General features: G+C 42.4%; 14 protein-coding genes and 1 pseudogene. 5 read left to right on the forward strand and 10 right to left on the reverse strand.

Features of this window, described 5'->3' with window-relative positions; genetic code table 11:
- Window positions 1-72 precede the first annotated feature (72 nt).
- A complete protein-coding gene (locus ACFVP7_RS19945) occupies window positions 73-6,036 on the reverse strand; it encodes a SpaA isopeptide-forming pilin-related protein (RefSeq protein ID WP_396582776.1) in 5,964 nt (1,987 codons plus the stop codon).
- A gap of 317 nt (window positions 6,037-6,353) precedes the next feature.
- Window positions 6,354-7,430: a response regulator gene (locus ACFVP7_RS19950; protein WP_044052439.1), complete on the reverse strand. Its 1,077-nt coding sequence runs from the start codon at window positions 7,428-7,430 to the stop codon at window positions 6,354-6,356.
- A gap of 806 nt (window positions 7,431-8,236) precedes the next feature.
- On the opposite strand from ACFVP7_RS19950, the pseudogene ACFVP7_RS19955 reads away from it, so the two are divergent.
- Both ACFVP7_RS19955 and ACFVP7_RS19960 read left to right on the forward strand, forming a co-directional pair.
- Window positions 8,237-9,550, forward strand: a pseudogene (locus ACFVP7_RS19955) (ATP-binding protein); the annotation flags it as partial.
- 177 nt (window positions 9,551-9,727) lie between these two features.
- Window positions 9,728-10,699: a histidine kinase gene (locus tag ACFVP7_RS19960; RefSeq protein WP_396583273.1), complete on the forward strand. Its 972-nt coding sequence runs from the start codon at window positions 9,728-9,730 to the stop codon at window positions 10,697-10,699.
- 46 nt (window positions 10,700-10,745) lie between these two features.
- On the opposite strand, the gene mscL is transcribed toward ACFVP7_RS19960, so the two are convergent.
- Together mscL and fabZ are read right to left on the reverse strand one after the other, a co-directional pair.
- Window positions 10,746-11,141 (reverse strand): large conductance mechanosensitive channel protein MscL, encoded by a 396-nt coding sequence (gene mscL / locus ACFVP7_RS19965; RefSeq protein WP_021445844.1) that lies wholly within the window; start codon window positions 11,139-11,141, stop codon window positions 10,746-10,748.
- Window positions 11,142-11,213: 72 nt separating this feature from the next.
- Entirely contained in the window at window positions 11,214-11,639 is a 426-nt protein-coding gene (gene fabZ / locus ACFVP7_RS19970) for a 3-hydroxyacyl-ACP dehydratase FabZ (protein WP_003221796.1), read from the reverse strand.
- Between the two features lie 191 nt (window positions 11,640-11,830).
- Between fabZ and rapD the strand changes: the two genes are divergently transcribed.
- Entirely contained in the window at window positions 11,831-12,895 is a 1,065-nt protein-coding gene (gene rapD / locus ACFVP7_RS19975) for an aspartate phosphatase RapD (protein WP_014478211.1), read from the forward strand.
- A 22-nt stretch (window positions 12,896-12,917) separates the two neighbouring features.
- Here rapD and flhP read toward each other — a convergent pair whose 3' ends face one another.
- The 5 genes from flhP to ACFVP7_RS20000 all read right to left on the reverse strand — a co-directional run bounded on the left by flhP (window position 12,918) and on the right by ACFVP7_RS20000 (window position 16,309).
- A complete protein-coding gene (gene flhP, locus ACFVP7_RS19980; protein WP_396582778.1) occupies window positions 12,918-13,727 on the reverse strand; it encodes a flagellar hook-basal body complex protein FlhP in 810 nt (269 codons plus the stop codon).
- 33 nt (window positions 13,728-13,760) lie between these two features.
- Window positions 13,761-14,573, reverse strand: coding sequence for a flagellar hook-basal body complex protein FlhO (gene flhO, locus ACFVP7_RS19985; protein WP_003244097.1), 813 nt, complete (start codon window positions 14,571-14,573; stop codon window positions 13,761-13,763).
- A gap of 162 nt (window positions 14,574-14,735) precedes the next feature.
- Entirely contained in the window at window positions 14,736-15,737 is a 1,002-nt protein-coding gene (mbl, locus tag ACFVP7_RS19990) for a cell shape-determining protein Mbl (protein WP_003227776.1), read from the reverse strand.
- A gap of 165 nt (window positions 15,738-15,902) precedes the next feature.
- Window positions 15,903-16,184: a sporulation transcriptional regulator SpoIIID gene (gene spoIIID, locus ACFVP7_RS19995; protein WP_003221804.1), complete on the reverse strand. Its 282-nt coding sequence runs from the start codon at window positions 16,182-16,184 to the stop codon at window positions 15,903-15,905.
- Window positions 16,185-16,198: 14 nt separating this feature from the next.
- Window positions 16,199-16,309, reverse strand: a complete 111-nt coding sequence (locus ACFVP7_RS20000; RefSeq protein WP_010886628.1) for a protein usd — start codon at window positions 16,307-16,309, stop codon at window positions 16,199-16,201.
- A gap of 224 nt (window positions 16,310-16,533) precedes the next feature.
- Between ACFVP7_RS20000 and ACFVP7_RS20005 the strand changes: the two genes are divergently transcribed.
- Both ACFVP7_RS20005 and ACFVP7_RS20010 read left to right on the forward strand, forming a co-directional pair.
- Window positions 16,534-16,947 carry a MarR family winged helix-turn-helix transcriptional regulator gene (locus ACFVP7_RS20005; protein ID WP_003227771.1) on the forward strand — a complete coding sequence of 138 codons (414 nt, stop codon included), beginning with the start codon at window positions 16,534-16,536 and terminating at the stop codon, window positions 16,945-16,947.
- A 21-nt stretch (window positions 16,948-16,968) separates the two neighbouring features.
- Complete coding sequence (locus ACFVP7_RS20010; RefSeq protein ID WP_003227769.1) at window positions 16,969-18,159, forward strand: MFS transporter; 1,191 nt, start codon at window positions 16,969-16,971, stop codon at window positions 18,157-18,159.
- 92 nt (window positions 18,160-18,251) lie between these two features.
- Here the strand turns inward: ACFVP7_RS20010 and ACFVP7_RS20015 are convergent, their stop codons facing one another.
- A complete protein-coding gene (locus tag ACFVP7_RS20015) occupies window positions 18,252-19,658 on the reverse strand; it encodes a nitrous oxide reductase family maturation protein NosD (protein ID WP_396582781.1) in 1,407 nt (468 codons plus the stop codon).
- Between the last annotated feature and the right edge of the window lie 98 nt (window positions 19,659-19,756).

Below are 19,756 nucleotides of genomic sequence, written 5' to 3' on the forward strand. Positions count from 1 at the left end.
AAACGCTCCGTGTCACTTTCACTTTTCAAAAAAGCACCTGATCGATTCTTCGATGATCAGGTGCCTTCAACTTTATCCTTTTCTTTGTTTCTTTCTTGAGGCAACAGCTAAGCCTCCGCCTGCCATAAGCAGCAGGATACCGATCATTGCTGTCAGCATGCTGTCTGTATCTCCGGTTTTTGGAAGGGTTTTGTCTGTGTTCGACTGACCATCCGAGCTGCCATCTGTACCATTGGTATTCGGATGATCTCCATCATCTTTTCCATTTCCACCCGGTGCAGGTTTATCAGGATGATCATGTTTATCAGGCGCTGGTGTTCTCACTTTTTGATTAGAAACTACGATCTCAACAGCTTTTGACTGTCCTTTTTCAATTGTGAATTCAATCGGTGTTTCGTCAAGTTTATAACCTTCGGGAGCCTTCGTTTCAATCAATTGGTAGCTTCCCGGCGCAAGGCCTTTTACAGTGAACTGCCCATTTTGATCTGTTTCCCAGAGTTCAGAAAGCTCTTTTCCATACCCGTCAGTTTTTACAGGCTTGCCGCTTTCGTCCAATAACTTGAATTCAGCGCCCTCCAAAACGGTATTTTTATCGTCTTGATCCACTTTTTTCACATTTACGTCACCTGGTGCCAATATGTTTTCCGCGGTGATTTCGACTGTTTTCGTGTCTGTGTTTGTGATCTTGAACGATATAGGAGTTTGGTCCAACTCATAATCTTTAGGCGCTTTTGTTTCAACAAACTGATATTCGCCAGCTTTAAGGCCGTGCACCGTGATTTGTCCTTTGTCATCGGTAACCAAACCGGACTTCAGCACTTTGCCGTTGGCATCTGTCAAATTGAACTCCGCACCTTGCAGAACTTTATGCTGATCATGCTGATCCACTTTGGTGAGGACAACAAGGTTCTTCGTATTAACCGCTGTTGCTTTCACTTGCTCAGGTTTGCCGCCATATTCTGCTTTAATGGTGAATGACACTGGCTTTTCGGATAAAAGATATCCATCTGGCGCCTGTTTTTCGATAAATTGATAGCTTCCCGGCGCTAACCCGTCAACTTCAATTTTGCCGCCTTCTTTTGAGACTAGATCGTCTCTCACTGTTTTCCCATTGCTGTCCGTGATTTTGAATACCGCGCCTGCCAAGCCATTTCCATCTTGATCTTCCTTCATCAGCTGAACCGATCCTTGATAGTTCACGGCGATCCCGGCATCTGCGGCTTCAGGCTTTCCTGCTGCAGATTCTGAGATGGTAAACTCTATTTTCTCCGTGTTCAGCACATAACCGGCTGGCGCTTTCGTTTCAACAAAGGCGTAACGTCCCGGCGCAAGGCCCGAAGCCTTTACTTTTCCATCTTTATCGGAAGTCAGCTCTTCTTGAACCGTATTTCCTTCCTCGTCGACAATGTTGAAAACTGCACCTTCAAGCTTCTTGCCTTCAGCATTTTCCTTCGTCAACTCAACGGAGCCTTTATGGTTAGTAGCGATCCCGGCATCTGTAGCTTCAGGCTTTCCTTCAGAGGAATCAGAGATCTCAAACTCAATTTTCTCTGTATTCAGCACATAGCCCGCTGGCGCTTTTGTTTCAACAAAAGCGTAGTGTCCCGGTGCAAGGCCTGAAGCTGCGACTTTCCCATTTTTATCTGAGGTCAGTCCTTCTTGAACCGTATTACCTTCCTTGTCGATAATCTTAAAGACGGCTCCTTCAAGCTTCTGGCCATCGGCATCTTCCTTCGTCAGCTCAACAGAGCCTTTATCGTTAACGGCGATTCCGGCATCTGCGGCTTCAGGCTTTCCTGCTGCAGATTCTGAGATGGTAAATTCTTTTTTCTTTGTATTCAGCATATAGCCGGCTGGCGCTTTTATTTCCACAAAGGCGTAGCGTCCCGGCGCAAGACCCGAAGCCTCGATTTTACCGTCTTTATCTGAAGTCAGCTTCTCTTGAACGACCTTTCCATCTTGATCGACAATGTTGAATACTGCGCCTTCAAGTTTCTGGCCTTCAGCATTCTCCTTCGTCAGTGAGACTTTTCCTTGATAGTTGGTCATTTTCCCTAAATTAACGTCAGACACTTGATTCTTTTCATTCTTTGCGACTGAGAAGTGAATCGCTTTTGTATTTACGATAAAGCCTTCAGGAGCTTGTGTTTCTGTCAAGCGATAGTAGCCCGCCGGCAAACCGTTCATTTCTACTTTTCCGTTTTTATCAGATTTTATATCTGTTCGTATGAGAGTATAGGTGCCGTCATTTGATTTTTTCTCCAGCTTGAAAACAGCACCCGCCAAAGGATTGTTTTGTTCGTCTTGTTTGATAAGCGTCACCTTGTTCTGTTGATTTATGACTTTGTGCAGCGCTCCTGTCTTGGAGGAGTTGCTGTCTATCTTAACAGAGACTCCTTTTGCATAAGCATCACTGATGGTATATCCGTCAGGCGCTTTGACTTCTTTTAATACATAGGAACCGTAGCGAATATTTCCGAATGTAAGCTTCCCGCCGGCATCCGTCGTACCAGTGCGGAGGAGCTGTTTGGAGTCCTCAGACCATAACTGGAATTCTGCTCCTTCAAGAGCTTTATCGTCCTCTCCAGTCTTAAAAATCGTCAGGCTTCCTTTTTCTCCGGATCCGGAACCGTCGCCGCTTGAAATGGCAACAAAGATCGAGCTGCTGTTTTCTTGAGTCTGCTCCTTCACATTTGTTCCTGAAATGGACACCTTATTTTTAACATGGCCGCTCGTGCCGGCTATGTTAATCAGTGACCGGTATTTGATCACATAGGCGCGGTCAATTTGTTTATAGCTGCCTATGAATTTCAGGTCAAACGATTGTTCACCTGTTGTATTGTCAGTTTTGATGTCTAACGTGTAATCTTTGTCTTTTTGAAGCTCGACATCTCCCGCAGTCAGATTTCCGCTGCTGTCTTTGACCACTCCGTTTTCATCATATTTTGCTTGATACACTTTAAAAGAATCCGCATCTAATATTTGATTTTCATCCGGCGTATCAGTAACTTTTACATCATCCAGCGTTGATTGGCTGGAGTTGACATTGATGTTCCAATCGATATAGCTTCCATTTTGTTTACCACCTTTGAAAACCAGACTTCCTCCGTTCGTAACTGAAACAGAGCCCGTCAGTGTGCGGTCTGCATAACCGTCATTATAGTAGGTTGCCTTGTTTGTGTACTGATTCTGATCAATGACCTGTCCTTTGAGTGATGTCTTAAACTCAATCAGATATGGTACAGAATCGCCTGTTTTAAGGTGTACCGTCAGCGTGCGTTCATTTTTTGCAGAAGGCTCTTCGACATCATACTTGGAAGGATCAAGTGCGTCTCCTTCTGTGATCGAGCCGTTTTTATTGATCGTATAACTCTTAACGACAACGGAACCCGGCACAAATCGCTGAGGATCTGTTATGGCATCTTTGATATAAGGGTTTTTCGTCGGCTCGCCGTTATAGTTGACGCCGATTTTCCACGTGATTTCCTTTGAAACCGCGTTATATGAGCCGTTTTTGAAACCATTATTTGAAGTCTGATGATTCGGCGTAAAACCGCTTGATACCTTATTCGTGCGCTCATTGCCGTTTTGATCAGTCCATGTCGACTGAGCTGTATTCTTAACGCTTTCGTTAGAATAATCGGCATTGAACGTTGTCGTATAAGTGATCTTAAATTGACTGTCTGTTTTTGCATAATCCCCGATCAATGCCAAAGTAAAGCCTTTATGATCCGGTTTTTTTATTAACGTGTAGTCTTTGTCTTTCTGCAATGTTTTGTTGTTCGTTGTGTCTTGAAGCTTGAACGATTCATCAATCAGTACCAATCCGCCGCTTTCGAATTGATCATCCAAAGTCCAATTGTTCATCAAGTATTTATTTTTATTAACTGTAATCGTCCAATCAGCCGTCTTCTTCTCATAATCTACGTTTGAATATCCTTTGATGAGGTTTTGCTGAATGGCTATTCCGGAAGCCTCTTTTGAATCCCCTGTTCCGGTCACAACGCTGTTGGTGTATGTTGTCGATTTATCAATGATCACTCCGCTGTTGACCTTTGTTTGATATGTGATTTTGTACGCGCTGGTAATGGTTTTATTAAATTTGACTTCAAATCCGCTTCCATTATCGATCAGCGTATAGTCCTCGCCTTCCTTTAAAGGCGTTCCCGCTTGCTCGCTGCCGTTCTGTCCAAAGGTAATAGGAATAACCTTCAAAGAATCTTTCACAAGATGCAAATCGCCAGTTCCAAAAGCATCTTTAATGCTGGCCTTGGATTGGTCGATCTGTTTCTCACCGTAATTGTATGAAAGAGCCCAGCTGAATGTTTGAGATTCTCCATCATAGCCGGTCGATGATTTCGCGATCATTTTTCCATATTTGGCTGCAACAGTAGCTTCGGCAGAAATGGGTTCCAGGTTGTCTCCGCTGAATGCCGCCTTGTTCGTCAGCGTTACATTTCCGCCTTCACTCGGCTTCGCACTATTGTCAATGTCGGTTTCGTATACAAGGCGGTATGCTGAATCAATTGTCCCGTCAAATGTGACATTTCCTTTTGAATCAACACTGTAGCCGGAAGAAACTTCATTTCCTCTGCTGACAGAACCATCAATGTTCACATTGAGTTCATACACTTTAACTGAACGGTAGATTACGCCATCTGGAAGGCTTTCCGTGAGTTTGGCATTTTTGACTTGATCCAACTTTTTATTGACATCGACCGTCCATGTTACTTTACCAGGGTTGATGCCTTTATCCAGCACACCTGATTTATCAATGGTTTTACTCACATTGGGTTTAAAATAAACTGTTGTTTCAGGAGTATCGGCATTCACAGGAAATGGGATCTTTTGTGTTGTCGAACCCGTTATTTTTTTCTCGTTGAACTGCGTATTGATAACCAATGTGCCTTTGACATTAGAACTGTCTTTTACCTCGCCGTTAAATGTCATTACCACATGTCCGTTCGTATCAATAGAAAATGTCCCGTATGTGGTGTCTCCGGCGCTTAAAGGCAGGTTCACAATGTCATTATGCATAATAAATTCTTTAGGCAAATCAAATTCATATTTATCGCCGGCATTGATTGTTTTTCCTAAATTGTCGGGAATGGCCCAATCAATTGAAATTTTCACCGGAGAATTCGTATTGGCGCGATTGCCCTTGTCATATGGCTTTCCGTTTTCGTCCGTCAACGTCACGCCAGTTAAAATATTTTGCGTGATTTGTTTTTCTTCAGTTTGCAAGCTTTTGAAAGCTGATTGACTTGAGGATGACACTTTTTTTGAATCATCACTCTTAGAGGCTTCGCCGCTCTTAGCGTCATCTGACGGCTGCTGTTCTTCCTCTTTTTGATCCTTGCTGACTGAAGGTGCAGGTTTGTCATCTTTCCCTTCCTGATCACCCGCAGTATCAGAAGAGTCGTTTTTTGGCTCTTCCGCCTCGGCATCTGGTGTCTCCTCTTTCTTAACAGGAATGATCACCTGCTGGGTTTTGCCTCCCCCTAGCTGAAAAAGGGCTGCTGCTGTATGTTCATCGCCTTTTACATCTGCAGTAAACTTAGCTGGCAGTGTAATGGTCCCCTTGGCATCAGGAGAATCCGTGGATGCAGTTGTTAATTTTACTGTCATGGTGCTGCTGCCCGCCGGCACTTGATAGCTGCCGATGACCTGATCAGCAGATTTGATCTCACCTTCTGCACCTTTATCAAATGTAAAGCGTTTAGGTATCTCCACATTGATATCCTGTTCGCTATCTGCTTTTTTGTCTTTTTTCAATGACCATTCATATGTCAGTTTCACTTCGTCCCCCGGTGTTAGTGCCGGTTTGTTTCCTTTTGATCCGTCAACAATCTGGCCCTTGGCGTCCTTAACTGTTACCGAATCGAAGAATTGGCTGTCACTTGACGTTACGTCCACAGCCTGTGCTGTAAGAGTATAGCTGGCGATCTGGCTGAAGAAGAAAAAGATGGCAAGGCTTATGATCATAACGATCCGCCCGCTTTTTTTCAGCCCTAAGGGAAAACTCCTCGTTCTCAACTTTTCATTCCTCCCTTTCTTATCTATCTTTCACTTGCCGATTGATCCGCGAGACCATAACATCATGTCTCATCCCCCAAAAAGAACTGCTAATACCGAATGAGTTTCAAAACTAAGATTTGCCATCCGAACCAAACTACATTGTATGAAATGGAACTATACAATTTCTGTACAACTCAGAAATCATGTATGATTGAAGTGAATTGGAGAGAGTTGAAGTTTCACCCAGGAGACATATGGCGAGGGCCTTCCCTTTAAGTGCACAAAAAAACCAGTGTGCATCGAAAGGCAATCGACACATACTGGTTTGGAGTTCTTTAATTAATTTGATCCTTCATTTGTTTGTAACGCTGATATTCTTTTATCGCCTCTTCTACCTTCCCGTTTTTGTTGAATAGCTGCAGCTTGTATTGCATAATTTTATGATCGCATGGCTCAATTTTCTCGGCTTGCAGGCAAATGTCCATCGCTTGATGATCGTTCATTTCATGAATATGATAATCGATCAGTTCATAAGCCTTTCCAAGCCAAAGCTGGGAAAGACGCGTCTTTTCCGGTTCTGCCCAAAGATAACCGTGCTCCATTAGGTAATGATTTTGATAGGACATGAAAATATCCATGTGCAGATGTAATGTAGCCGTATTGAGCGGCGGCGCCCCTTTTAGTGATTTTTCCCATTCGACAACATCGATTTTTGCGCCTGAAAGCCGAAGAATATATCCAGTATCAGTCTTCTCGATAGTTTGGCTGAAAGGGATCTGGCTGAATAATTTTCGTATTTGGTAAATGGTGGAGTAAAGTTGGGTGCTTGCTTTTGAAACATCGTAATGAGGCCAAAAAAGATCGATTAGCATTTCTTTACTGACCACATGGCCTTGATTGTGAAGCAAAAATAAGTATATTTCACGTGCTTTCGACGTTCTCCACTTGACTGGAATGCTTGTTTTGACATCCTTTAAGGTTTGATGAAACTGCAAGCTCCCAAAGCATTGGATGGAAAAATGCGCCTCAGTATTTTCTGCATTTTGTCTGAGCATATTATTCGTTTTGATTCGTTCAACAGTTGTCTCAAGCCGCTTGTATATGACAGGCTTCAGCAAATAATCAATGGCATTTAGCTCAAACGCTTTGATAGCAAACTCATTATAAGCCGTGATGAAAACGACTTGGATGTTTTCATTCATCGATTGAATCGCCTCAGCAAGCTCAATGCCGTTTACCCCCGGCATTTCAATATCAAGAAACACCGCATCTACAGCAGGAGTCTCAGGATGCTCTAAGGCTTCAACTGGATCTTGATACGCCATAATAGATTGAAAGGCGTTTGTTCGTTCAAGCATTTTCTTAAAATGAAGCAATGCCAAGTGCTCATCATCAACAATTAACGCTTTCACAAAACATCCCACCCTATATGTAAAATCGAGATATCAGTAAATAACTTCTATTATATCATGACAAATAACCCCTTTATCTGGATTCTTTTTCTTTCTATTGTAGTTTTTGAAATTTTGCACTTACAATATTTATAAAAAGGTAGGAATTTAGAATGAGCCTGCTTGAATAAAGGAGCTATAATATGAAAGAAAAATTCATCTTTACTTCAATTATTTTCGGTTACGCTGCATTTTTTATGGTTTTCATTGCCATTGACCATTTTTCCGGAACAACGCTTCCTGCGGCAAGGCATGGGGTCATGAACCTGGAGAAGTGGAATTTTCAGAAGGATGGGAATGTACAGCTGAACGGAGAATGGACATTGTATCCAAATCAGATTCTGTCACCAAAAGAGATCGCTTCAGCAAAAGGAAAAGATCCTCTCTTCGTTGATGTCCCCAGCAATGTGAAGCTAGCCAAGCAGGGTATCAATGTGGATTACGGAACGTATAAGCTGACCATCAGATCAAAGCAAGACAATCAGGTTTTTGGGATCAGCACGTCGTTTATTTACAGTGCCAATCGCATCTATTTTAATGGACAATTCATTGGCCAAAGCGGCAACCCTTCAAATAAACCTGATTTTGCGGCACAAAACCGCCCATATACGAGCTTTTTTACGCTTCACAAGGGTGACAATGAACTTGTCGTACAATTTTCGAACTTCGGAAAAACGCCGGGATGGGGAATCGCAAAGCCAATTACTTTTGGCACCCAGGAGCAAATAGTGCGGGAAAACAAAATTTCCTTTCTTAATGATACAATCATGATTACAGCTTTTTTCATTACCGGATTATATTTTCTGGGCTTTTTCCTGCAAAGAAAAAAAGATAAACATTTGTTGTTTTTTTCTGTTATGTGTCTTCTGTTTTCGTTCATTATTCTGATGATCGGAAAAGAGCGGATTATATTTCTCCTCTATCCGTCAATTTCATTTTCACTGCTAAATTCATTGAGGGCAATCTCTACTGTGCTCGTCAGCATTGCGGTTTTTCTCTATCTCTTTTTTGCTTACAGAGGGATTGTTTCAAAGCGTTTTATTCGCATTGCCACTGTTTCTTCCGGGCTGGTCTTAGTCACAGATTTTTTAACCGTGGGTTTTATCGGCCATGCCTCGTACATCTTACATTCTGTGCTAGCCGTCTCGACTCTGGTTTATATTACATATATTTTTACGATTGCTGCGATCCGCAAAATGGAAGGAAGTCTGTATCTTACTATTGCATCTATATCAATGAGTGCTTTTGTCATTTTAACCACCATTTCAGCTTACAGCGGCAAAACGGCCTTTTCTTTTAATTCGATTTATTCATTGCCAACAGTTATCGCTTTACTGGCGATCGTTCTGCTGATGGCGCAGCAATTTGCCGGAGCATTCCGTGAAAATGAAGTGCTGTCGTGGAAATTGCTCAGAAGTGACCGGCTAAAGGATGAATTTATTGCCAAAACATCACATGAATTCAAAACACCGCTGAACAGCATCATTAATATATGCCAGACCCTGCTGGCCGGCAAAGGAAAAAGAACGATAGAAGAAGAGAGAGAAAACATGCAGCTCGTCATCCGCATGGGCTACAGGCTGTCCAATCTGGTAAATGACATCCTGGATTTAGAAAAAATAAAGCAGGGCATGCTTCAAATCCACCCGGTTCCTGTTGATATTTATACTTTAGTTTGTTCGGAAATGAATTTCTACAATCTTTTATCGAGACATAAAAACTTGAATATGATGAACCATATCCCTGACGATCTTCCTTTAGTGCTCGCAGATGAAAACCGCTTCCGCCAAATATTAACCAATTTGGTAGACAATGCAATCAAATATACAACAGAGGGCCAAATCACACTTTCTGCTTCAAGACTGAACGACAACATGATCAAAGTGACAGTAGCGGATACAGGAAGCGGCATTTCAGAAGCCGATCGCCAAACCATCTTTGAGTCTTTTCAGCAAGCCGAAAAGAATAAAGACGATGGTGCCGGTCTTGGCCTCAGCATTGTCAAACAGCTGGTTCAGCTCCATAACGGAGACATTTGGGTCGAATCGGAAGAAGGAAAAGGTTCGGCATTCCATTTCACCTTGCCGATCGCCCAGTATGAACCTGTATCTGAAACAAAAAAACGCCTTCCTGAATTACAATCCGAGAGAGATCTATCAGATATCTCATTTAGCACGCCTTATTACTCTGAGCATATTGACGCTCCAACCATCCTGATTGTCGATGATAACATTGACAGTTTAAAAATTTTGAGCGATATGCTTGAAGGTGTGCCCTACAATGTGATTGCTGCGAAGAACGGAAAGGAAGCATTAGAAATCATCTCTTGCACAAACCTTGATTTGGTTATTTTGGACTTGATGATGCCGGATATGACTGGTTTCGAAGTCTGTATGAAAATTCGTGAACGATTCAGCATGGTTGATCTTCCGGTTCTGATCATTACAGCTGCCATTATCGGCCATGACAAATACAAGGCTTTTCATGCCGGAGCGAATGACATTTTGCAAAAACCTTATCATTACTCTGAATTTATGGCGCGTATTCAAAACCTGATCATGATGAAACATACAGCAAATCAAGCCACAAGAATGGAAATGGCGTTTCTCCAGTCGCAAATCAAGCCTCATTTTCTTTATAATGTATTAAACACGATTATTTCTCTCACTCATTTGGATATTGAAAAGGCCCGGGAGGTAACAGAGGAATTTACCAACTATTTAAGAATGAGTTTTGACTTTCAAAATACATCAGCCATCAGTTCCTTCAGACATGAGCTTTCAATTATCAATTCCTATCTTTCTATAGAAAAGACGCGATTCGGTAATCGGCTTGAGGTTCTTTTCGATATAGATGAAGACATTGACTTTATCCTTCCGCCTTTAATGATTCAGCCCTTGGTGGAAAATGCCGTTCTTCATGGTGTCAGCAAGAAAAGAGGCGGAGGATGGATCAAACTGACAGCTAAAAAACAAAGCAAAAATGAGTATCACATCAAAGTAGAGGATAACGGTCCCGGGATAACTCCGGAAAAACAAATAGATCTCTTATCAACGGATTTTGATCGCAGCGTCGGATTGAAAAATATCAATCAGCGGCTGAAACATTTTTGCGGAAGCGAGTTGATGATCAGCAGCACTCCGGATGCAGGCACCTCTGTCTCAATGCTCATTCATCTCGCTGAAACAACAGGAAGCCCTGCAGAACTGAAGGACACAGAACGAACCTAAACGAAAATTGAGATAAAAAAAGACGCCGTTTCTAACGGCATCTTTTTTATTCCGGCGACTTTGCTTGCTGCTTCAGCAGGTCTCTGATTTCTTTCAGCAGCTCCTCCTGCGCATCCACTGCTTCCTCCGCAGCCTCTTCTTCTGCTGCTTCTTTTTTGCGCCTTAACCCATTCAAAGTCCGAATGACGATAAAAATGGAGAACGATATAATTAAGAAGTTCACAATCGTCTGTATAAAACTTCCATATTTCACTACAGCATCGCCAAACGTAAACGACAGGCCTGAAAAGTCAAGCCCTCCCAGCAGCAAACCGACCAAAGGCATAATGATATCATTTACTAGAGATGTGACGATCTTTCCGAAAGCGCCGCCTATCACAACACCAATCGCAAGGTCTACGATATTCCCCCGCATGGCAAAGGCTTTAAATTCATTCCACATACAATCACCTGCTTTTCTATATTTGTAAAGAAAAAAAGACAAATGTGCCGCTGGCCATTTGCCTTTTTTCAATTATTCTCCGAGGGCAAAAGTCAGTTCTACTTCGCAAACGACTTCGCCATCAACTGTGGCAACGCCTTTTCCGCGCCCGATTGTGCCGCGGGCACGAATGATTTCAACCTCAAGGTGAAGCTGGTCACCAGGCTTGACTTGTTTTTTAAAGCGGCAGTTATCAATGCCTGCAAAAAAAGCCAGTCTGCCGCGGTTTTCTTCTTTAATCAACATCGCAACAGCTCCGACTTGAGCGAGTGCTTCTACGATTAATACGCCGGGCATAACTGGGTACTGAGGAAAATGTCCGTTAAAGAACTCTTCATTAGCGGTTACATTTTTATAGCCTTTTGCCCGTTTGCCCTCTTCAACTTCCGTAATCCGATCCACAAGCAAAAACGGATAACGGTGAGGAATAATTTCTTTAATTTGCTGAGTATCAAGCATTGTCTTGACATCTCCTTCATCTGCATTAGTATGTATAGCAATCATCAAAGATCCAATCTGTACATTTGAAAAGTATATTATGAATTAATCTCTTTTTCAACCGCGCTAAAATGTAACCAACTGTCAATGAGAGCCGTCAAAAGTTATGATATGATAATTATAGATTTTACCAATAGCAAAGAGGTAGGAAAATGATTTCGAAGTTTATTGAAAAAAGAATGCTAAACATGTTAGACGAGTGGTATTCCGCAATGAGCAAACGCAAAATGAATCACGTTTGCACACTGAAAGAGAAAATTGACCAGCACCTTCCGAAGATCAAAAAGAACACAAAACTTTGGATGCGTTATCAATTGTTTCAGGCCCGCCATCAGCTGCTTTTTGAAAACCAGAACGGACTCGATTCATTGTTCGATGACCTATATGGCCTGGAAGACAAAATGGATGATGAATTGAAATATTATCTGTATTTTTTCTCTGGGTTATACGAGATGGTAAAAACAGCTCCGAAACATGCAGTACATCATTTTAAAAAAGCTGAACAGTACCTGGCCGCCATTCAAAATACGTTTGAAGCCGCTGATTTATATTATCAAACCGCCGGCGCCTATTACTTGATGAAATCACCGCCGCTTTCCATCCAATACGTCAAAAAAGCATTACACATCTATTTGCACCAATTCGGCTATATCAAAAAGGTAATCACCTGTAAACTTTTGCTCGCCGTGAATTATATTGATCAAGAACGCTATGAAAAAGCTGAACAGCTTTTCAAAGAAATCATTAAGAAAACCCAGCAACTACATGACGAAAACCTGCTATGCCACGCTTATTATAACCTTGGCTTTTTAAAAGCGACCGAGAAAAAAGACCAGGAAGCGCTTCTTTACTTTAGAAAAGTATTAAAGAATCAAGAATTTGAAATGAATTCACCAGTCTCATATCTTCATTGTGTGTACGAGTCTGTCAGAGCGCTTTTTAAAACAGGGAACATCACAGAAGCTAAAGCCGTCCTTCAAAAAGGAAAAGAATTATCTGAAAAGGTAGACATTCAAACCATTTATTTAAAATTAAAAACGCTTGAAGCCCTCTACACATCAGCCGAAGACCCTTATGAGCAGTTGCTCGAATATGTGCTTGAATTAGAAAAAATCGAGGCGTGGGTGGATTTAGAAGTGCTGTTAGAAGATATTACGGAATACTACAAAAAAAAGGACGATTTCGAAAAAGCCGCTTTTTTTATCATGCGCGGCTGATTGAAAAACGCCCATTTTCTTATTATCTGACTGAATTGATTAAACCGAGCATTTGATCTCCCATTGTGATCGTTCTGCTGTTCAGCTGATATGAACGCTGGGACGTGATCAAATCTGTCATTTGTTCTGAAATATCGACATTGGACATCTCAAGTGAGCCCTGCTGCATGCCGATGTTTTGTCTATTAGCGCCTTTCAGCTCTTCAAAAGCTGCCACATTATCAATAGAGAAAAGGTTATTCCCTTCGGATTTCAGCTCTTGAGGGTTATTCACTTGGACAACGCCAAGATTAAACCGCTGAACCGCGTTTCCGTCAGATGCGGTTAAGGTGCCGTTCTTATTAATGGTGATATTCTTCATTGAGCTGTCGATGTTCACTGTATTGCCGTTCTCATCAAGTACGGGATACCCATTTCCAGTGACGAGCTGCAGCTGGTTGGCATTCGCAGCGGACGGCGTTACATACAGCGCCCCGTCCCTCGTATACTGGCGGTTTCCATTTACATTTACCTGAAGATACTGGTATGGAGACGTAAATGCGATATCCAGATCGCGATCGGTCTTCTGAATGCTTCCTTGATCAGAGACTAGGCGTGAACTCATCATCGCTCCGACGCCAAGGCGCAAGCCGGGCGGCGTTTTTCGGGCTTTTGCCACTTCCTCGTTTTTTTCATCAACCTGATCGAATTGCTGTCTGACAAGCTCAGAAAAATTCGTATCTTTTGCCTTATAGCCGGTTGTGTTGCTGTTTGAAAGGTTGCTGCTGATTGTGTCAATCTGCTGCTGCAGCTGGTTTAAGGTTGTTGATGCCGTTAGCATTGACCTGAGCATAGTTGATGTCCCCCGTTTTTTTCTTCCGTTATCTTAAATTTTTCCAATTTCATTTGCTGCTTTATCCATACTTTTATCGTAAGCCTGAATAACCTTCTGATTCGCCTCAAACGATCTGTACGCTTCAGTCATTTCTGTATAGGCGCTTGTCACATCCACGTTTGAAAGCTCTGAGACGCCTTGTTTTAATGAATAGGCTACCTGATTATTTCCGGCTGCGCTTGGCAGATCATTACCGTCCGCCGTGCTGTACAAATCATTTCCGTCCCGTTTGAGATTGCGGACATCTTCCGCCATTCTGACATCAATCTGGCCGGCTGTGCGTCCGTTCGTTGTCACAGTACCGTTTTCAGACACAGTGAAATTCTCATTATCAACAGTGATTGGCTGGCGATCCGTCGATAAAATAGGGCGTCCGTTGATCGTCAGCTGATTGTTCTCATTTAGTGAAAATGTGCTGCTTTTTGAATAACGGATTCCATCCGCTGTTTGAACCGGATAAAAAAGAGCAGCTTTTTCATTGGTTTCCGCACTCATCGGAACTTGATTTTCGATCAATGCAATGTCTGTAGGCTGGTCTGTGGACTTCAGGCTTCCCTGTGTAAAGAGAGGCTTGAGCTCCTGCATATATACTCCGGTATTCACGGAACCGATTTCCGTCCTTGATGTCCCGGCCGGAGATTTTGATTCTATTCTGCTGAGCAGCATCTCAGGGAACGCGCGCATAGAGCCTTGATCAGCTTTATATCCTGATGTATTTGCGTTAGCAATATTATTTGAAAGCATTTCCGTTCTTCGCTGCTGGGCAATCATTGCGGATGTTGCTGTATATAATCCTTTTAACAAATTTCCCACCTCTAAAAATGGCATTTTTTCCAGTTGTCATATAGGAACGTTCGTTCTATAATAAAAACTCAGTATTTTATCCTATTATCGTCATTTAACATCTTTTCGTGAAGGCTTTTTCATAAAAAAACCTCATTCTTTTTCAGAATGAGGTTTGTGAAATCAGCTTAGTTTGCGTTTAGGAAGCTTGTCCATATTATCAAGCATGACACCTGTGCCGATGGCTACGCAATCCATAGGATTTTCAGCAACGAGGACCGGTACCTTCAGCTCTTCAGCAAGCAGCTGGTCAAGGCCGTTTAAGAGCGCGCCTCCGCCGGTAATAATAACGCCGCGGTCAATAATATCAGCAGAAAGTTCAGGCGGTGTTCTTTCGAGCACTTGTTTCGCAGCCTGAACAATAACAGCGACAGATTCACGAAGGGCTTCTTCAACTTCTTTACTGTTTACTGTAATTGTTCTTGGAAGACCGGAAACCATGTCCCGTCCGCGAATGGAAATTTCCTCGTGACGTGCGTCTGGGAAAACAGTTGCGACTTTAATCTTAATATCCTCCGCAGTACGTTCGCCGATCAGCAGCTTGTACTCGCGTTTGATATAATTTAAGATTTCCATGTCAAACTTGTCCCCAGCCATTTTAATAGAAGAGGAGGTGACAATATCGCCCATTGAAATAACCGCGATATCCGTCGTCCCGCCTCCGATGTCTACAACCATGTTACCGCTTGGCTGGAATATTTCCATACCCGCGCCGATAGCGGCAACTTTAGGTTCTTCTTCAAGGTACACATGTTTCCCGCCGCTTTTTTCTGCAGCTTCTTTAATTGCTTTTTGCTCAACGGATGTAATATTCGTCGGGCAGCAAATGAGCATGCGCGGCTTTGAGAACAGGCCTTTTACATTCAGCTTGTTAATAAAATGTTTCAGCATTGCTTCTGTTACTTCAAAGTCAGCAATAACTCCGTCTTTCAGCGGGCGAATCGCAACAATATTCCCAGGTGTACGTCCAACCATTCGTCTTGCCTCTTCGCCAACCGCCAGCACTTTGCCGCTGTTTTTATCAAGTGCAACAACGGAAGGTTCATTCAGAACAATTCCTTTACCTTTAACATGGATCAGTACATTTGCAGTACCGAGGTCAATACCAATATCCCTTGCAAACATCTATTTATATCCTCCTTGAAAATCTGTTTCACAGTAAATATCCACATTGTGCCCTAATTATATATATTATCATAAAATATAGAAAAAAAGTTGGAAGCACAATAAGTTCTTTACAAATTTTTGCGGATGTTTTATGAACGATTTCAAGAAGGCAATGCCAGGTGATTACGATTGCTGAACAGGCTCTCCTTCGAGAATTTCATCTTTTTTATATTTGAGCTTTGTCGCTTCTCCTCCTCTTAAATGCCTGATGGATTTATGATAATCGAGTATTTCTTTCACTTCGTTTGCCAAGTCGGGGTTAATTTCAGGCAGACGCTCTGTTAAATCCTTGTGTACTGTACTTTTGGAAACACCAAATTCCTTCGCAATGACACGAACGGTTTTCTTCGTCTCCACGATGTACTTCCCTATCTTGATTGTTCGCTCTTTGATGTAATCATGCACACCACTCGACCTCCCTAAAATGGATGTGAGAAGTGTGAAATGAGATCCGTATTCTGTAAAGAGTCGTTCATTATGCCGCTTCTTCGTTGTATGGTTTTAAAAGTAAGTTTGTGAAATATGCCCACGATCCCTCACCTCAAACACTCTCTTTGTTAGGTTTGTAACAGTGTATTAGCATTCTTTTGGGAATATGCTAAAAACTCAATAAGGACAAGGGGTGAAACGAACTTTTTCAGATTCAGCAAACTATTTCGCGTCACTAAATTTTCATCTTTACAACTATTGATCGCTCCTGTAAAATGAAATAAGCAATTAGTTACTTAGGTAAGTTTTTTAGAAGGAGACCGACATGTCCTACGTCAACAGACACCTCATTCATCAAATCAACCAAAGCGCCCGCCTGATTGCCAAGAAAGCCAATGAACAGCTAGAGCCATTCGGCCTTTATTCATCTCAATGGTCAGTTTTATATTGTTTGCGTACGATCGGACCAATGACTCAAAAAGAGATTTGGTCCTATTTAAATGTGGAAGCGCCGACTGTGACTCGGACGATCAAACGCCTGGAGGAGAACGGCTGGGTTCAGAGACGGCAAGGTGAAGACAAACGGGAAAAACTTGTTGTCCTCACAAAAGAAGCCGAGAAAAAATACGAAGAAATCAATGTGAAAATGCTGAAATTCGAGGAAGAGCTGCTTGCAGATTTCCGGGATGAAGATAAAGAAGCTTTTTCTCATTTATTCCGCATGTTTTTACAACAATGAAAATAAGGAAGTGACATACATTTGAAAAAAGCGGATGCGATATGGACCAAGGATTTTATTATGGTCCTGCTTGTCAATTTATTTGTGTTTGTGTTCTTTTATACATTTTTAACTGTATTGCCGATCTATACACTGCAAGAGCTTGGCGGCACAGAATCACAAGGCGGGCTTTTAATCAGCCTGTTCCTTCTGTCTGCGATCATTACACGGCCTTTCTCCGGAGCCATCGTTGAGCGTTTCGGGAAGAAAAGAATGGCGATTGTATCAATGGCGCTCTTCGCCCTATCATCTTTTCTGTATATGCCGATTCATAACTTTTCCCTGCTGCTCGGATTGCGGTTCTTCCAAGGAATTTGGTTCAGCATTTTAACGACTGTTACAGGTGCAATTGCCGCTGATATTATTCCAGCCAAACGGCGCGGTGAAGGGCTTGGATACTTTGCCATGTCTATGAACCTCGCTATGGCGATCGGGCCTTTCCTTGGTCTGAATTTGATGAGAGTGGTAAGCTTTCCTGTATTCTTTACAGCCTTTGCGCTGTTTATGGTTGCGGGCTTACTTGTTTCGTTCTTGATAAAAGTGCCGCAAAGTAAGGACAGCGGTACGACTGTATTCCGTTTTGCGTTCTCGGATATGTTTGAAAAGGGCGCACTCAAAATTGCGACGGTCGGTTTGTTTATTTCTTTCTGTTATTCAACAGTCACATCATATCTGTCTGTATTCGCCAAATCAGTTGACCTTTCGGATATCAGCGGATATTTCTTTGTTTGCTTTGCGGTGACAATGATGATTGCACGCCCGTTCACAGGGAAATTGTTCGACAAAGTCGGACCGGGCATTGTCATTTATCCATCAATCCTGATTTTCTCTGTTGGACTCTGCATGCTGTCCTTCACACATAGCGGCTTAATGCTTCTGCTTTCAGGGGCGGTTATCGGTCTTGGCTACGGATCAATCGTTCCTTGCATGCAAACATTGGCGATTCAGAAATCTCCGGCTCACCGCTCCGGTTTTGCAACGGCAACGTTCTTTACCTTCTTTGACAGCGGAATTGCTGTAGGATCGTATGTATTCGGATTGTTTGTAGCATCTGCCGGCTTCTCTGCCATTTATTTAACAGCGGGGCTGTTCGTTTTAATTGCTCTGCTTCTCTACACGTGGAGCCAGAAAAAACCTGCTGAGGCTGAAGGAAAAGTGTCTATTGCAGAATAACTTGTCAGACTGCCGGGAAATCCCGGCAGTCTTTTTTGCATATAAAAAACGGCGTCCCTCTCGGTTGAACGAGAGAACGCCGCTTATAGCAATTATTCAATGACAGGCCGCGCAGGTGAATCAGGATCTAACGAAAAATCATAGGACGCTTCATCACGAAACATCGGATCGGCATAAATGGATTGCTGATCGTTTTTTGTTGTTTTTCGATACGAAGAGAATGAATCATATTCTTTCTTTTTCCACATCCATATGCCGTCTTGATCCGCTTCCTTGTGGTACACGTTATGATTGACCGTATTTCCTTCATTTTCTGTAAAATCGTTTCCGATAAATAATCTGGAATCACCGGCGGTCAATATATTCTTTTCAATTGTGTTGTTTTTCGTATCGTACTGCAGCAGCAGCTGTCCGCCGTACAGTCCCTTTGTGTCATTCCGGTACATAATATTGCGGGCAATCAGAGAATTGCTGGTGCCGCCCCGCTTTTTGTCATATCCTCCGATTGAAATACCGGTGTAAGCATTGTTGTACACTTTGTTGTCTGTGATCTGAATGGCATTTGCATACTTTCCTTTGTGTTCAGACGTTGCTTCAATCCCAATATCGTTATCGTAAACTGTGTTGTTCTTAATTTCGATATCGTGTCCTCCATCGACATAAATCCCGCCCGCTGAGTATTCATCTCCATAAGCAGGATTGCCGTAAGTGGAGTTTTGATAAACTGTATTGTTTTCTACGACTCCGTTTCGCACGTAATCGTTTTTATCCGCGGTTCCCTCATAACCAATTAGATCAATCCCGATGTTGTTATTGTTGCGGACCACATTGCCTGCAACTGTGAAGCCGTCGATATTACCATTCAGCACAACTGCTTCACTCGCTCCAAGCGTCAGTTTCTCAACTGTATTGTCCTCGATTCGGATGTCTTTCATGCTGCCAGTCCCATAAACTGCGATTCCGTGAGCATTTCCTTCATCCGCAGTTGTCTTAATACCCCGGATGTGATTATCCTTAATGGCGATATGACTGCTGGACCCTGATACATAAATCCCTATAGCAGTTGCTTCCTCAGATGAAACAGAAAGATCTTGAATTGTTAAACCGCTGATGGCAATGTCATGTTTATCGTGAATACGAATAAGCGGTGTTTCATATTCAGCGTCCGTAACGGATTCACCGCTAATCACGACGTTTTCATTTTCATAGTTTCGGAATGTGACAGGCTTTCCGTCCGTACCGCTGTGCTTTACATCAAGGGTCTCATGATACGTGCCCTCCCGAATCATGACAGTTGTGCCGGCAGCAGCCTTCTCAGATGCGTGTGCCAATGTACGAAACGGCTTTTCTTTTGTTCCTTCATTTTGATCACTGCCATTTGGCGAAACATACAGATAATCCCCAGATCCTTCCTCATTCGCTTTTGTCTTATCATAAACGAAAGCGAGGATGACAGACGTTAAAACACCCGCCAAAAGAATAAAATACCATTTTCTCATTTTCGATTCCCATTTCGTTTTAGAATAGATTTCTAAAACCATTATAAATGTTCTATTTATGGAAAACCATTCAAAAATATGAAAATATACCGTCTAAA

The organism is Bacillus sp. SG20033 (assembly GCF_044570195.1).
GTDB classification, from domain to species: Bacteria; Bacillota; Bacilli; order Bacillales; family Bacillaceae; genus Bacillus; species Bacillus subtilis.

Excerpts from the sequence above, each read along its gene's own strand:
- ACFVP7_RS19960 (WP_396583273.1), top strand. The coding sequence starts at position 9,728 with ATGCTTGAAGGTGTGCCCTACAATGTGATTGCTGCGAAGAACGGAAAG.
- mscL (WP_021445844.1), bottom strand. The coding sequence starts at position 11,141 with ATGTGGAATGAATTTAAAGCCTTTGCCATGCGGGGGAATATCGTAGAC.
- fabZ (WP_003221796.1), bottom strand. The coding sequence starts at position 11,639 with ATGCTTGATACTCAGCAAATTAAAGAAATTATTCCTCACCGTTATCCG.
- rapD (WP_014478211.1), top strand. The coding sequence starts at position 11,831 with ATGATTTCGAAGTTTATTGAAAAAAGAATGCTAAACATGTTAGACGAG.
- flhP (WP_396582778.1), bottom strand. The coding sequence starts at position 13,727 with ATGCTCAGGTCAATGCTAACGGCATCAACAACCTTAAACCAGCTGCAG.
- mbl (WP_003227776.1), bottom strand. The coding sequence starts at position 15,737 with ATGTTTGCAAGGGATATTGGTATTGACCTCGGTACTGCAAATGTACTG.
- ACFVP7_RS20005 (WP_003227771.1), top strand. The coding sequence starts at position 16,534 with ATGTCCTACGTCAACAGACACCTCATTCATCAAATCAACCAAAGCGCC.
- ACFVP7_RS20015 (WP_396582781.1), bottom strand. The coding sequence starts at position 19,658 with ATGAGAAAATGGTATTTTATTCTTTTGGCGGGTGTTTTAACGTCTGTC.